The 13,566-nt window shown below is 64.2% G+C and carries 9 protein-coding genes; 5 read left to right on the plus strand and 4 right to left on the minus strand.

Translation table 11 applies throughout. The features are described from left to right. Positions 1-57: 57 nt before the first annotated feature. A complete protein-coding gene (locus ABWV89_RS09865) occupies positions 58-1,401 on the minus strand; it encodes an NnrS family protein (RefSeq protein ID WP_502903187.1) in 1,344 nt (447 codons plus the stop codon). Positions 1,402-1,477: 76 nt separating this feature from the next. Then, positions 1,478-2,386 carry a LysR family transcriptional regulator gene (locus ABWV89_RS09870; RefSeq protein WP_353396143.1) on the minus strand — a complete coding sequence of 303 codons (909 nt, stop codon included), beginning with the start codon at positions 2,384-2,386 and terminating at the stop codon, positions 1,478-1,480. Positions 2,387-2,585: 199 nt separating this feature from the next. Here ABWV89_RS09870 and mdlC point away from each other — a divergent pair, with 199 nt between their 5' ends. The 4 genes from mdlC to ABWV89_RS09890 all read left to right on the plus strand — a co-directional run bounded on the left by mdlC (position 2,586) and on the right by ABWV89_RS09890 (position 7,843). Further along, positions 2,586-4,190 (plus strand): benzoylformate decarboxylase, encoded by a 1,605-nt coding sequence (mdlC, locus tag ABWV89_RS09875; RefSeq protein WP_353397474.1) that lies wholly within the window; start codon positions 2,586-2,588, stop codon positions 4,188-4,190. Positions 4,191-4,257: 67 nt separating this feature from the next. Then, positions 4,258-5,718 (plus strand): aldehyde dehydrogenase family protein, encoded by a 1,461-nt coding sequence (locus tag ABWV89_RS09880; protein WP_353396145.1) that lies wholly within the window; start codon positions 4,258-4,260, stop codon positions 5,716-5,718. A gap of 30 nt (positions 5,719-5,748) precedes the next feature. Beyond that, positions 5,749-6,759: a ketopantoate reductase family protein gene (locus tag ABWV89_RS09885; protein WP_353396147.1), complete on the plus strand. Its 1,011-nt coding sequence runs from the start codon at positions 5,749-5,751 to the stop codon at positions 6,757-6,759. A 16-nt stretch (positions 6,760-6,775) separates the two neighbouring features. Further along, positions 6,776-7,843 carry a TRAP transporter substrate-binding protein gene (locus tag ABWV89_RS09890; RefSeq protein WP_353396150.1) on the plus strand — a complete coding sequence of 356 codons (1,068 nt, stop codon included), beginning with the start codon at positions 6,776-6,778 and terminating at the stop codon, positions 7,841-7,843. Positions 7,844-7,972: 129 nt separating this feature from the next. Here ABWV89_RS09890 and ABWV89_RS09895 read toward each other — a convergent pair whose 3' ends face one another. Together ABWV89_RS09895 and ABWV89_RS09900 are read right to left on the minus strand one after the other, a co-directional pair. Next, positions 7,973-10,426, minus strand: a complete 2,454-nt coding sequence (locus tag ABWV89_RS09895; protein WP_353396152.1) for an adenosylcobalamin-dependent ribonucleoside-diphosphate reductase — start codon at positions 10,424-10,426, stop codon at positions 7,973-7,975. A 93-nt stretch (positions 10,427-10,519) separates the two neighbouring features. Then, on the minus strand, positions 10,520-11,722 hold the full coding sequence (locus ABWV89_RS09900; protein WP_353397477.1) for an NAD(P)H-dependent flavin oxidoreductase: 1,203 nt from the start codon (positions 11,720-11,722) through the stop codon (positions 10,520-10,522). Positions 11,723-11,987: 265 nt separating this feature from the next. Between ABWV89_RS09900 and ABWV89_RS09905 the strand changes: the two genes are divergently transcribed. Further along, on the plus strand, positions 11,988-13,292 hold the full coding sequence (locus tag ABWV89_RS09905; RefSeq protein WP_353396154.1) for an acyl-CoA dehydrogenase family protein: 1,305 nt from the start codon (positions 11,988-11,990) through the stop codon (positions 13,290-13,292). The last annotated feature ends 274 nt before the right edge of the window (positions 13,293-13,566 follow it).

Genomic DNA, 13,566 nt, shown 5'->3' on the forward strand with positions numbered 1-13,566 from the left:
GCACGGGCTTGCCGAGCCCTGGCTTGAGTACCCCGCGTGACGCCGCGGCAACGGTCATCACCCAGGCTTGCCATCCACCCTGGGCTGGCCATACCAGACCAGCAATCGGCCACCCCAGACGAGCATGACCAAACACCACATGCCGGAGATGACCAACAGCACCGGGCCGCTGATGCTGCCTGTCACGGGCTGGAACACGCGCAGCAGAGTGGCAAGCTGAAGCAAGCAGAACATGGCCCACGCCAGCGTATCGGCGTGGAGCGGCCGGCCGCTGTGACCGCACGACACGCGTGTCACCATGGCCAGCAACAGAGAGCCCAGATAGCCCATGGTCACTGCATGAAGAGCGCCCAGTTCAAAGGTGCCCGCCCCTGTGAGCATCCACCACCATTGGCTGACACCCAGCATCGCCATGGCCACGCCCAGCCAGAGAAAGCCGATATGCAACATGGCCAACAGCCGAACTTTCAGGCTGGGGACCAGCCCCCACACGGCAGCCAGCCAGATCAGTGCGGCGCCGGCAGCCAGCTCCATCGTCCCCCGCAGTCCGCGCCAGATGGTTTGACCACCCCAACCAGCCCAGTCGAGCCAAACCGCCAGCACCTCCAGCGCGGCCACGCCAAGCATCAGCTTCAGAATCCACTTGGGACGCCAGACTTTCACGGCCGGCAGCGCTGCCGCCGTGAAGAAGGGAATCATCCGGTGCGCCACTGCGCCATAGGTCACCACCACAAAGCCCCACAACGCAGTGCGTACGAGCACGGAGGCCAGGTCATGGGCTTCCAGAAATGTCGCCACCGCCAGACCTGCGGTACATGCGGTCCCGAGCAGCCCGCCGACCGCGATGGCGCTCGCATGCAGCTTGTCCTGTGCCGGGCTGGCCAGCAGCAAACGCACAAATCTGGCGTACTGCGTCCGAAGACCCAGCGCCGCCAGCAAAGCACCTCCGGCGGCGACGGCCACATGGAGGTGCGCACCGGCCAGCCAGATCGACCAGCCAACCACTTGCAACGCCAGTGCGGGCGCGACGGCGCCGGCCGAAGGTGCGGGCATGGACAACCATTTGGGGCCAGCCGTGAACAGGAAGCCGGCAAAGAACAGCGGCATGAAACCAAGCGTCATGACCGCGGCGTGCGTCAGGCTGGGCGACATGGCGTAGGAGATGTCCAGCCATCCGGTGACGCGGTCGAGCTGCACCAGCAGCCACCAAAGCCCTGAGAGCAAGACGATCAACATGCCGGCAAAAAAGGACAGACGATGTGGTGCCGCTGACAGGAGGGACCAACGCCAGGACGGGGATGTCAGCGTGGCATTCGCCGGATGACGGGGTTCGGCTTGGGGTGTTGCGGGAGCTGCCTTGATCAACATGCGATGGCCAGAGAAGGTGCGCGATGGCCTCATTCTCCCGGCCAGGCTTGGTGGCGTCCATGAACTGCATCAAGAACGGCACCAACATGCCCAACGCAGAACGCCAGGATCACCGCCCGGCCTGGGCTTTCTCCTGAAACAGCTCCACCACCAAAGAGCGCATCCAGCGCAGGAACGGGTCGTGCTCGTGTCGGCGGCCGTAGTGCAGCGACACCGTGAAGTCCCGGCTGGGCAGGTCGGGTTCCAGCAGCACGAACTCGTTTCGTGGTTCGAACTCGTGGGCAATGTCGCGCGGGATCACCACGGCCAGGTCAGTCGAGCGCACGATGGATGGCAGGGCCAGAAAGCTGGCCGCGTACAGGCGGATCTGCTCTTCCAGGCGCAGCACCTGAAGAATGCGCTGGGTCTCGCTGTGCGAGCGCACCGTCACGAAGTCGAACTGCCCCAGGGCTTTAGCCGCCAGACCCGACTTCTTCACCTGGCGCAGCAGGGGATGCCCTGCCCTCACCATCAGCGCGTAGCGGTCCTTGAGCAGCTCCACCTTCAACGTGCCCTGCACCAAGGGCAGATAGCCAATGGCCAGGTCCAGCGCCTGGCTGTGCAAGGCCTCGGCAATGTCGGGCTGTGGCCAGGGGCGGGTGATGACATGCACGCCCGGTGCCCGCTCCCGCAAAGTCGACATCAGCCTCGGCAAGAAGCGCATTTCGCCAATGTCGGTCAGGTGCAGCTTGAGTTCGGCCCGGCTGGTCGCCGGGTGAAAGGCCTCGGGTTCGCGAAGGCCTTCTTCGAGCATGGCCAGCCCGCCCTGCACCGAGCGGGCCAGCTGGTGCGCGCGTTCGGTGGGCTTGACGCCACCGGCTGTTCGCTCGAACAGCGGATCGTGCAGCAACACGCGCAGGCGCCCCAGAGCCTGGCTGCAGGCGGGCTGGGACATGTCGAGGCGCTCGGCGGCCCGGCTGATGTTGCGGGCCGCGTAGATGGCGTCGAACACCCTGAGGAGATTCAGATCGACATTCAACAGCGAAATCTATTATTGATAAATCGAATATGACTTAGTTGGCTCATTGTATTGGCGTATTGAATGCCAAAGCCGACACTGGCGCGGCTCCCCTTCACTCTTATCCCTTCTCCCTTCTCCCGCCTCCCTTCGCACGGCCATGTCAGAACCAGAACACGACAAGGCCCACAACACCCAGCCCCAGAGACAAAGGCGCCCGATGCCCTCCCCCAACACCCCCGCCCGCCCCACCGTCCGCGACGTCGTGCTGCAGCTGTTCCGCGACCTCGGCATCGACACCATCTTCGGCAACCCGGGCTCGACCGAACTGCCCCTGTTCCGGGAATTTCCGGAGGACTTCCGCTATGTGCTGGGTCTGCAGGAATCGGTGGTGGTGGGCATGGCCGACGGCTACGCCCAGGCAACCCGCAACGCCGCGGTGGTGAACCTGCACTCTGCCGTGGGCGTGGGCCATGCGATGGGCAACATCTTCACGGCGTTTCGCAACCAGACACCCTTGATCGTGACGGCCGGCCAGCAGGCGCGGTCCATCCTGCCCTACGACCCCTTCCTGTTTTCAGCTCAGGCCACCGAGTTGCCCAAGCCCTACGTGAAATGGGCTTGCGAGCCGGCCAGTGCTGCCGACGTGCCCCGCGCCCTGGCCCGTGCGTACCACATGGCGATGCAGCCCCCGTGCGGCCCGGTGTTCGTGTCCGTGCCCGCCGACGACTGGGACCAGCCCGCCGACTGGTTGCCCGCCCGTGAGGTCAGCCATGCCTTCGCGCCCGATCCGAAGGCCATCAGCCCGTTGGCCGCAGCCCTGAATGCGGCGAAACACCCGGCCTTCGTGGTGGGCGCCGGGGTGGACCGCGACGGCGCCGTGGACCGACTGGTGAACCTGACCGAACAGCACCAGGCCAATGTGTACATCGCCCCGATGAGCGCCCGCGGAGGTTTCCCCGAACGCCACGCATTGTTTGGCGGCTTCCTGCCGGCCATGCGCGAGCGCATCGTCGATATCCTGAACGGCCATGACCTCATCGTCGTGCTGGGCGCGCCGGCCTTCACGTACCACGTGGAAGGCAACGGCCCGCACGTGCCCCCTTCGGCCACGCTCTGGCAGATCGTCGACGACCCGCAGGTGGCGGCCTGGACGCCCGCTGGCAACAGCGTGGTCTGCAGCCTGCACCTGGCCGTCGATCACCTGCTGGCCCACAGCCAGCCTGCCCCCGGCCGCCAGGCCAGGGTGAAAGCCCCCCTGCCCCCGGCCGAGCCCAGCCTGCCCATGAGCGTGGACTACGCGCTGCAGACCCTGAGCGAGGTGCGCGGCACCGACGACGTGGTGGTGGAAGAAGCCCCGGGCTCGCGGGCGGCCATGCAGCGGCGCCTGCCCATGGCGGGTGCCGACAACTTCTACACCATGGCCAGCGGTGGCCTGGGCTATGGCATGCCAGCCGCCGTGGGCGTGGCCCTGGGCCGACAGAAGCAAAGCCTGCCGGGCCGCACGATCGGCCTGATTGGCGACGGCTCCAGCATGTACTCGATCCAGGCGCTCTACACCGCCGCGCAGCTGCAGTTGCCCATCACCTTCGTGGTGCTGAACAACCGGCGCTATGCCGCGCTGCAGGACTTCGCTCCTGTGTTCGGCTACGCACCGGGCGACATTCCGGCCGGCACCGCCCTGCCCGACCTCGACTTCGTGCAACTGGCCCAGGGTCAGGGAATGAATGCCTCGCGGGTGGAACAGCCCGCTGAACTGGCCGCAGCGCTTGCACAAGCCCTGCAGGCCGATGGCCCCTGTCTGATCGAACTCGTCGTCAGCTGATTCCGCTTCCAGCCTCGCTCCCCTCCATTTTTCGCTGCCTCTCTCATTCCAACCCAGGAGACAAGACATGACCCAATCGAACACCATTGCCATGCTCATCAACGGCGAGCAGCGCCAGGCCGCCGACGGCAAGACTTTTGAACGCCGCAATCCGCTGGATGGCGAAGTCGCCACCACTGCGCCGGCTGCCTCTGCAGCAGACGCTGTCGCGGCCGTGGACGCCGCCGCTGCCGCCTTCCCGGCCTGGTCGGCCACGTCACCTGGCGAGCGTCGCGCGTTGCTGCTGAAGGCTGCCCATGCCCTGGAAGCCCGTGCCGCCGACTTCACCGCTGCGATGGCCGCCGAGACCGGCGCGTCCGGCATCTGGGCCGGCTTCAATGTGCATCTGGCCGCCGACATGCTGGTCGAGGCCGCCGCACTGACCACCCAGATCAACGGTCAGGTCATCCCCTCCAACGTGCCGGGCAGTCTGGCCATGGGCACGCGACAAGCCGCTGGCGTGGTGCTGGGCATGGCTCCCTGGAATGCGCCGGTGATTCTGGGCGTGCGGGCTGTGGCGGTACCACTGGCCTGTGGCAACACCGTGGTCCTCAAGGGCAGCGAACTCTGCCCCGCCACTCACGGCCTCATCATTCAGGCCCTGCAGGAGGCCGGTTTGCCAAAAGGCGTCGTCAACTTCGTGACCAACGCCCCCGCCGATGCCGCCACCGTGGTTGACGCCATGATTGCGCACCCGGCCGTCAAGCGCGTGAACTTCACCGGCTCCACCCACGTGGGCCGCATCATCGCCGCGCGTTGCGCCGAACACCTCAAGGCCTCGGTGCTGGAGCTGGGTGGCAAAGCGCCGCTGCTGGTGCTGGACGATGCTGACCTCGACGCAGCCGTCAATGGCGCTGCCTTTGGCGCGTTCGCCAACTCGGGCCAGATCTGCATGTCCACCGAACGCATCGTTGTTGACAACGCCGTGGGCGACGCCTTCGTGGCCAAGCTCGCCGCCAAGGCCCAGGCCCTGCCGCTGGGCGACCCGCGCAAGGGACCGGTCGTTCTGGGGTCGGTGGTCGACATGGCCACCGTCAACCGGGTGAATGCCCTGATCGATGATGCACTTGCCAAGGGTGCCACGCTGGTGTGCGGCGGCAAGGCCGACTCCACGCTGATGCCGGCCACCCTGATCGACAAGGTCACGAAAGACATGCGCATCTACAGCGAAGAAACCTTTGCCCCGGTGAAAGCCATCGTGCGTGTGGATGGCGAAGAGGCGGCCATTGCCTGTGCCAACGACAACGCCTTTGGCCTGTCGGCTGCGGTTTTTACCGCCGACACGGCACGCGGCTGGCGCGTGGCGCAGCGCATCGAATCCGGCATTTGCCACGTGAACGGCCCCACGGTGCATGACGAGGCCCAGATGCCCTTCGGTGGCGTCAAGGCCAGCGGCTGGGGACGCTTCGGCGGACAGGCCGGCATTGAGGCCTTCACCGATCTGCGCTGGATCACGTTGCAGACGGCGGCGCGCCACTACCCGTTCTGATGGCAGCCCAACAGTCATACAGACAACAACATGAAGTACACGATTCTTGGCGCGGGGGCCATGGGCTCCTTGTTTGGCGGCAAGCTGGCAGCGGCCGGCCATGACGTCGAACTGCTGGACATCAATGAAGCCCACCTGGAGCAGATCCGCCAACACGGTCTGCGGCTCGAGACCGACGCGGGCAACCGGGTGGTCTACCCGGCGGTTGCCCTTCCCGCCGACGCCCGGCAGATGCCCGACTGGCTCATCGTCTTCACCAAAACCATGCACACCGAAACGGCCCTGCAAGCGGTTGAGCATCTGCTCGGGTCAAAGACTTGTGTGCTGAGCCTCCAGAACGGCCTCGGCAACCTGGAACGGCTGCAGGCCTGCGTGCCACTGGACCGCATTGCCATTGGCGTGACCACAGTGCCCGCCGACATGAAAGGCCCGGGCCACGTGGCATCGCACGGCTGGGGAACGAGCAAGTGCATGGCCGCCGATGTTGCATCGTCCGATGCAAAAGCCAGGGTGCAGCAACTGGTCGATGACTTCAACGCCGCAGAGCTGGAGACCACCGTATCGGCGGACGTAATGTCGGACATCTGGCGCAAGGTGGCCTTCAATGCTGCGCTCAACACCATCTGTGCGGTCACCGGTGCCACGGTCGGCATGCTCGGCCGTGTGCCATCGAGTCGAGAGCTGGTGCACCGCGCGTCGGGTGAAGTGATCCAGGTCGCACAGAAGCAAAGTATTGGCATCGACGCCGACGGGGTTCACCGGGATCTGGACGACGCCATGGACCACCACTTGCATCACCAACCGTCCATGCTGCAGGACCTGCTCGCCGGCCGTGCCACTGAAATCGACGCCATTGCTGGCGCAGTGGTTCGCGACGGAGAACGCCTCGGCATCGGCACACCGGTTCTTCGGGTGATGCACGCCCTGGTCAGGCAAAAGGAATCTCAAGCAGCAGTGACCCCAACCACAAGAACGATCGCGAACACGAACTCAAGCACAACGGCCACGGCCGCTCCCATTACGACGACCACCCACCACTGATCCGAGGAGACACCACATGACAACCAACCACACCCCATCCAAGCCCAAACCCAAGCACACAATCACCCGCCTGGCGCTGGCCACCGCCACCTTGCTTGGCGCCGCCCTGGCGCAGGCCGAACCCGTCACCCTGCGCGTGCACCACTTCCTGCCCGCGACCTCCAGCGCACACACCAAGCTGATCCAGCCCTGGTGCGACAAGATCGCCCAGCAGTCCAAGGACCAGCTCAAGTGCCAGATCTACCCGTCCATGCAGCTGGGCGGCACCCCTCCGCAGCTGTACGACCAGGTCAAAGACGGTGTTGTGGATGTGGTGTGGACGATCCCGACCTATGCCGCTGGCCGCTTCACCAAATCCGAGGTGTTCGAGCTGCCCTGGATGACCACCACTGCCAAGGGCGGCAGTCAGGCGCTGTGGACCTACGTTGACCAGTACGCGCAGGACGAATTCAAGGGTGTGCACCGCATCTTCATGCACGTGCACGATGGCGCACTCCTGCACTTCAAAGGCAAGACACCCAAGACGCTGGAAGAAATGAAAGGCATGAAGGTGCGTGCGGCCACGCGCTCCAACGCCAAGATGGTCGAGGCCCTGGGCGCGGTGCCGATCGCCATGCCCTTGCCGATGGTGCCCGAGGCCTTGTCCAAGAGCGTGGTCGACGCGGCTGCCGTCCCCTGGGAAGGAGTCCCTGCGATTCGGTTGGCCGATCTCACCAAGTACCACCTGGATGTGCCCGCTGGCGCTCCGCGCATCTCCAACACCATCTTCCTGTTCGGCATGAACGAAGCGAAGTACCAGTCACTGCCGCCCGAGCTGAAGAAGGTGATCGACGACAACAGCGGCATGGCCGTCTCGGCCTGGGCCGGTGAAACCGGCTTCGATGCAGTGGTCGAGCCTTTCCGCAAGGCGGCCATCGACGGCGGCGCCACGGTCTACACCATGCCCGATGCCGAATACCAGAAATGGGTCAAGGCCACCGACAGCGTGGACGACGGCTGGGTCAAGGATGTGAGCGCCAAGGGCGCGGACGGTCAGAAGCTGCTGGCCGCCGCCAAGGCACTGGTCAAGCAATACTCGAAATAGACCAGCAAGCCAGACAGCCAGCATGCAAAGGTCCGTTTCCAGGACCATCAGCACAGCCTGAACACAAAAAAACGCCCAGCACATGGCTGGGCGTTTTGACTGGTGGACTGTTGCGCTGCAGGCGACTGATCAGCCGCAGCTGCCCAGGTGTCCGCACGAGGTGCAGTAGTCGCAACCGTCCTTGCGGATCATGGCGTGCGCACCGCACTCGGGGCACTTCTTGCCGGCCATCACGCCTGAAGGCATGCCTGCCAGCTCGGGGGCTGCCGGCGCAGCGGCCACTGGCGCGGCAGAAGCGGCAGAAGCTGCAACAGCCTTGGCCCGCTGAGACAGGATGTTCTGGATGGCAAAGGCAATGGCAGCGACTTCGGAGTCGTGCCACATCGGCACATGGGTGCCATCCGCCTTCTGATACGTCCCCAGGCGGACCGGACCACGGTCCCATGCCACTTTGCGCATGTCCTTGAGCGCGCGCTCGAGGAAGCCGCCGCGAGCCGCCAGCGACAGAATGCGCATGGTGGAGGTGATCCACTGCTGCGACTCACCACTTTGGCCCACCGGCATGAAGAATTCGATGGCGCGCTCGATGACGCCTTCCTCATCGGCCGTCGGGATCGGCAGGAAGGACACCACGATGTACAGCGTCTGGTGGCCTTCCTGAGTCCAGTATTCGATCTTGTCGGCCACGGCAGACAGGCCGCCCTTGGGCCGGCTCTCGATCACGGTGCGCATCGGGTCAACCGGTGCAGGCGCTTCCACTTTCTGGGCGGCGTCGGTCGCCGCGCTGCCAGTGTCCAGCACCGAGCCCAGGATATTGTTCGGCCGGTAGGTGGCCATGCCCTTGAGGTGCGCCTTCCAGGCCTGCTGGTACAGGTTCTTGAAGTCGTCGTAAGGGTAGTCGGCGGGCACGTTCACCGTCTTGGAAATCGACGTGTCCACATAGGGCTGAACGGCTTCCATCATGGCGATGTGTTCGCCCGCCGTCATGGCCAGTGCGTTGACGAAGTAGTCGGGCAGTTCATCCACATTGCCGCCGAGCTCGCGGAACAGGCGCCATGCGTGGTCTTCCACGGCATATTCGCTGGTGGAACCGTCTGCCTCGCGCTTCTTGCGGCGGTAGGTCCAGGAGAAAGGTGGCTCGATGCCATTGGAGGCGTTGTCGGCAAAGGCCAGGCTCACCGTGCCGGTGGGCGCGATGGAGAGCAAGTGGCTGTTGCGGATGCCTTTATCCCGAATGAGCTGCTTGAGGTGCTCTGGCAGGCGGCTGGCAAACGTGCCTTTGCCCAGATAGCCCTTGGCGTCGAACTTGGGAAAGGCGCCCTTTTCTTCGGCCAGCGCCACCGATGCGGTGTAGGCAGCGTCGCGCATGCGCTCGGCAATGCGAGCGGCCATCACGCGGCCATCTTCACGGTCGTATCGCAAGCACAGCATGGCCAAGGTATTGCCCATGCCGGTAAAGCCCACACCAATGCGGCGCTTGGCGTGCGCTTCAGCCCGCTGCTGCTCCAGCGGCCAGAAGGTCAGGTCCAAGACGTTGTCGAGAGCGCGCACCTGCGTGGCCACCGACGCCTCGAAGGCTTCGAAGTCGAACGACGGCACGCCGCCGAACCCGAAGGGGTTTCGCACAAAGCGCGTGAGGACGATGGGACCGAGGTCGCAACAACCGTAGGACGGCAGCGGCTGTTCACCACAGGGGTTGGTCGCCGCAATGCCTTCGACATAGCGCAGGTTGTTGTCCTGATTGATGTGGTCCAGGAACAGAATGCCCGGCTCGGCAAAGTCGTAGGCCGAGCGCATGATGGTGTCCCACATGTCGGTGGCGGCCACGGTCTGATAGACCCAGAGACCGTCATCACGCTGGTAGGCACCACCATCGAGCAGTTTCTGGCCCGGCTTGGCGCGGTGCACCAGATCCCATGGCTGGTCGTCCTGAACGGCCTGCATGAAGGCATCGGTCACACCGACCGAAACGTTGAAATTGTTCCAGCGGCCGGGGGTGCGCTTGGCCACGATGAAATCCATCACATCAGGGTGATCGATCCTCAACACGCCCATTTGCGCGCCACGGCGGGAGCCTGCGCTTTCCACGGTGGAGCAGCTCTGGTCAAACACATTGATGTAGCTGCAAGGGCCCGACGCCATCGAGGCCGTGCCTTTGACGTAGGCGCCCTTGGGGCGGATACGGGAGAAGTCGTAGCCCACGCCACCGCCACGGCGCATGGTCTCGGCCGCTTCGCGCAGCGCTTCGTAGATGCCAGGGTAGCCTTCATCGTCTTCGCCCTGGATGCAGTCACCCACGGGCTGCACAAAGCAATTGATCAGGGTGGCCTGGATGTCGGTGCCGGCAGCGCTCATGATGCGGCCAGCGCCAATGGCGCCCGCATGCATGTTGGCCAGGAACTTCTGTTCCCATTCGGCACGGAGCTCTTCCTTTTCCACCGACGCGAGCGCCTGCGCCACGCGACGGAACAGGTCTTCCTGACTGTTCTCGCCGGCTTTGAGGTATTTTTCCGCCAGAACGTCGAGGCTGATGGGTTGGGTATTGGTGAGGTCTTGGGCGCGCAAAGGATTGTCTCGCTTCATGGCAGGCGTCAGGGGCTAGATAGGTCTTCAGTCAACAAACAGGTTCGATGGGGCGCAGGCACGGACGCCCGGATGGGAGGCATGGCTGTCTGGTCAGGCCACAGCAGAAGGCCTGACACCGGAGAGCAGGCACTGCAGCAAGTCCTGCACCGACCGGATTTCGCTGCCGAAAGGCAGCTGGCCGGCACCCCGAAAGAACAGACCTTTCTGGGCAGAACCGGCCCAGGCGTGCACCAACTGCTGGTTGATGCAGAACTGACCCATCTCGGATTTTCCGTCGCGCAGCCCACAGCGTAGCAGACAGTCGAAGGCCATGTTGCAACGATCTTTGACGTGAGCGGCCGCTTTCATCTTGGGCTCGATACGCAGGTACTTCTCCAGCCACGGGGTTTTCACGGCTCGGGCCGGCAGACCGGCCACACTCAGGAATTCCACCAGCTCGCGGGGGTCGGCTTCAGCCAGAACCTGTTTGAAAGCCGGGTCGGCGTCGCTTTCCCGGGTCACGGCGAAAGCGGTACCGAGCTGCACCGCGCTGGCACCAAGAGATTGCAGGCGCGCGATGTCCTCACGGCTGCCGATGCCGCCAGCGGCCACCAGTGGCACGGCGTTCTCAATGCCCGCTGCACGGAGACTCTCTCGCACCTGAGGGATCACCGTCTCAAACTCGAAGCGTCCGTCGTGTACCTCACTGATGCGGGCAGCGCCCAGATGACCTCCCGCCCTCCCCGGGTGCTCGATGATGATGGCATCAGGCAGGCGGCCCTTCTTTTCCCACTTGCGCAGCACCAGTTGCACGCCGCGCGCATCGGAGAGGATCGGTATCAGCGCCACGTGCGGATGGTCGGATGCCAGATCGGGGAGGTCCAGCGGCAAACCGGCGCCCACGACGATGGCATCAATGCCACTCTCCAGTGCCTGTTGCACGTATTCCTCGTAAGCCGACAGCGCCTTCATGATGTTCACTGCCAGCAGACCCTTGCCCTGCGCGATGGACTGTGCGCGCCGAATCTCGCGATCCAGCGCCACCAGATTGGCCTTGTCGATGCGCGCACGGGCATCAGGCTCTTTTTGCAAATGACCGGTTGCTTCCATCAGATCAGGATGCAGGCGCCGCAGGTCCACTGCAGAGACGGTTCCCACTGCGCCATAAGACGCCACCGTACCGGCCAACCCACCAGCAGAAACGCCAACACCCATCCCGCCTTGCACCAGTGGCAAAAGATCGCGCCCTGCCAGACGCCAGGGCTCGAGGGCCCCGTCAACATCCGGCTTGTCACTCCCTCCCGCTTTCACCATGCGCCACAAGCGCTCGGAAACCGATGCGGGAAATGCAGCAAGGCTGGATGTGTTCATGGTGAATACGTCTCCTGGACGAGGCAAAACCGGTCAACGCACGAAAGGCGCACGAACTCTGGAGCTTAGGCAGTGGCTCAGCCTTGGTCCTTGTCCTGGGTCAAATACCGGGCCATCCATCTCTCCTCATCCTGTATTTGCGCCACCTGTGCGACACCGTGTCTCCCTGGCGATTCACCTGGTGAAACACTGCTCAACAGAATGCGTCATGGACTTCTCACTCAGCCCCCTCGCCCTGTCGCTGCAGCAGCAGTTGCAGTCATTCATGCAACGCTATGTGCTGCCGTACAACGCAGCCTGGTACCAAGCCGTACAAGACGGCGATTTTCCGCCGCCGTTTGTGGAGGATCTGAAATCACTGGCCCGCGACGAAGGTTTGTGGAACCTGTTCCTCCCGGGCCTCAGGGACGACGAACCTGGCACCCGACTGTCGAACCTCGACTACGCACCGCTGGCCGAAACCATGGGGCGCCTGCACTGGGCATCAGAAGTGTTCAACTGCAGCGCGCCAGACACTGGCAACATGGAGCTGCTACACCGCTTTGCCACGCCAGTGCAACGGGAGCGCTGGCTGAGCCCTCTGCTTGAAGGTGAGATCCGGTCGGCGTTTGCCATGTCCGAGCCTGACGTCGCCTCATCGGACCCGACGAACTTGCAGACCACGGTGACCCGTGACGGTGACGATCTGGTCATCAGTGGTCGCAAGTGGTTCATCACCGGTGCTGCACACCCGCGTTGCAAAGTGCTGATCGTGATGGCACACAACGCCGACCACGACCCGGCAGACAAAACACCTGGCGCACGCCACCGCAGTCACAGCATGGTGCTGGTGCCCATGGACACACCGGGCGTTGAGCTGGTGCGCAATATTCCGGTGGTGCACCACCACGCACCCGAGGGGCATTGCGAGCTGGTGTTCAAACAGGTGCGCGTGTCCGCCGCCGAGCACTTGCTGGGCGAATGGGGTGCCGGTTTTGCGATGGCGCAGGCCAGGCTTGGCCCGGGCCGTGTTCACCATTGCATGCGCACCATCGGCCAATGTGAACTGGCGCTGGAGCTGGCCACTGAGCGCGCCCTGGAACGCCGCACCTTTGGCCACTACCTGAGCGACTACGCCAATGTGCAGGACTGGATCGCGCAGTCGCGCATCGAAATCGATCAGGCGCGATTGCTGGTATTGCGCTGTGCATGGCTGCTCGACCACCCTGAGCAGACCACTCCCGGCGAAGTGCGCGCCCAGGTGGCCGCCATCAAGGTCGTCGCCGCGAACTTGCAAACACGTGTGGTCGACCGCGCCATGCAAGTGTTCGGTGCCATGGGCTTGTCGCCCGACACACCGCTGGCCCACTTCTGGACCTGGGGGCGTGCGCTGCATTTGCTCGACGGGCCAGATGAAGTGCATTTGCGCAGCGTGGCGCGGTACGAGTTTGAGAAGGCGAAGAAGACGATGGGGGGGACAGCGGCGTATTTCACTACGCCGGAGCAGATGAGGGCGGAGCCGAGGATTAGTTGATTATTGGACCTCAGCCAAGGGCGTGGCAGGTCCGGGTTTCCCGGCCTGCACCATGCCGTCCCCCAGTGGGGGAAGCTGCGCACGCAGCGCAGGGGGCGTCTTTTCTTCCCCCCTATCCCCCCAGCCCCCTTTCCACCCCGCCGGGCGGAAAGGGGGAGCTCTCATTTGGTTTCTGGTCTCCGACTCGGCTTCTACGGCTCGATGCGTCGCCACCATTGCTTGGGGTACAGAGATTTCTCCACAGCTGTCGTAGATGCCTCTACCTTGTTCTTCA

This window comes from Hydrogenophaga sp. 5NK40-0174, assembly GCF_040372165.1.
Lineage (GTDB): Bacteria > Pseudomonadota > Gammaproteobacteria > Burkholderiales > Burkholderiaceae_C > Hydrogenophaga.

Excerpts from the sequence above, each read along its gene's own strand:
- ABWV89_RS09865 (WP_502903187.1), bottom strand. The coding sequence starts at position 1,401 with ATGAGGCCATCGCGCACCTTCTCTGGCCATCGCATGTTGATCAAGGCA.
- mdlC (WP_353397474.1), top strand. The coding sequence starts at position 2,586 with ATGCCCTCCCCCAACACCCCCGCCCGCCCCACCGTCCGCGACGTCGTG.
- ABWV89_RS09880 (WP_353396145.1), top strand. The coding sequence starts at position 4,258 with ATGACCCAATCGAACACCATTGCCATGCTCATCAACGGCGAGCAGCGC.
- ABWV89_RS09885 (WP_353396147.1), top strand. The coding sequence starts at position 5,749 with ATGAAGTACACGATTCTTGGCGCGGGGGCCATGGGCTCCTTGTTTGGC.
- ABWV89_RS09890 (WP_353396150.1), top strand. The coding sequence starts at position 6,776 with ATGACAACCAACCACACCCCATCCAAGCCCAAACCCAAGCACACAATC.
- ABWV89_RS09895 (WP_353396152.1), bottom strand. The coding sequence starts at position 10,426 with ATGAAGCGAGACAATCCTTTGCGCGCCCAAGACCTCACCAATACCCAA.
- ABWV89_RS09900 (WP_353397477.1), bottom strand. The coding sequence starts at position 11,722 with ATGGTGAAAGCGGGAGGGAGTGACAAGCCGGATGTTGACGGGGCCCTC.
- ABWV89_RS09905 (WP_353396154.1), top strand. The coding sequence starts at position 11,988 with ATGGACTTCTCACTCAGCCCCCTCGCCCTGTCGCTGCAGCAGCAGTTG.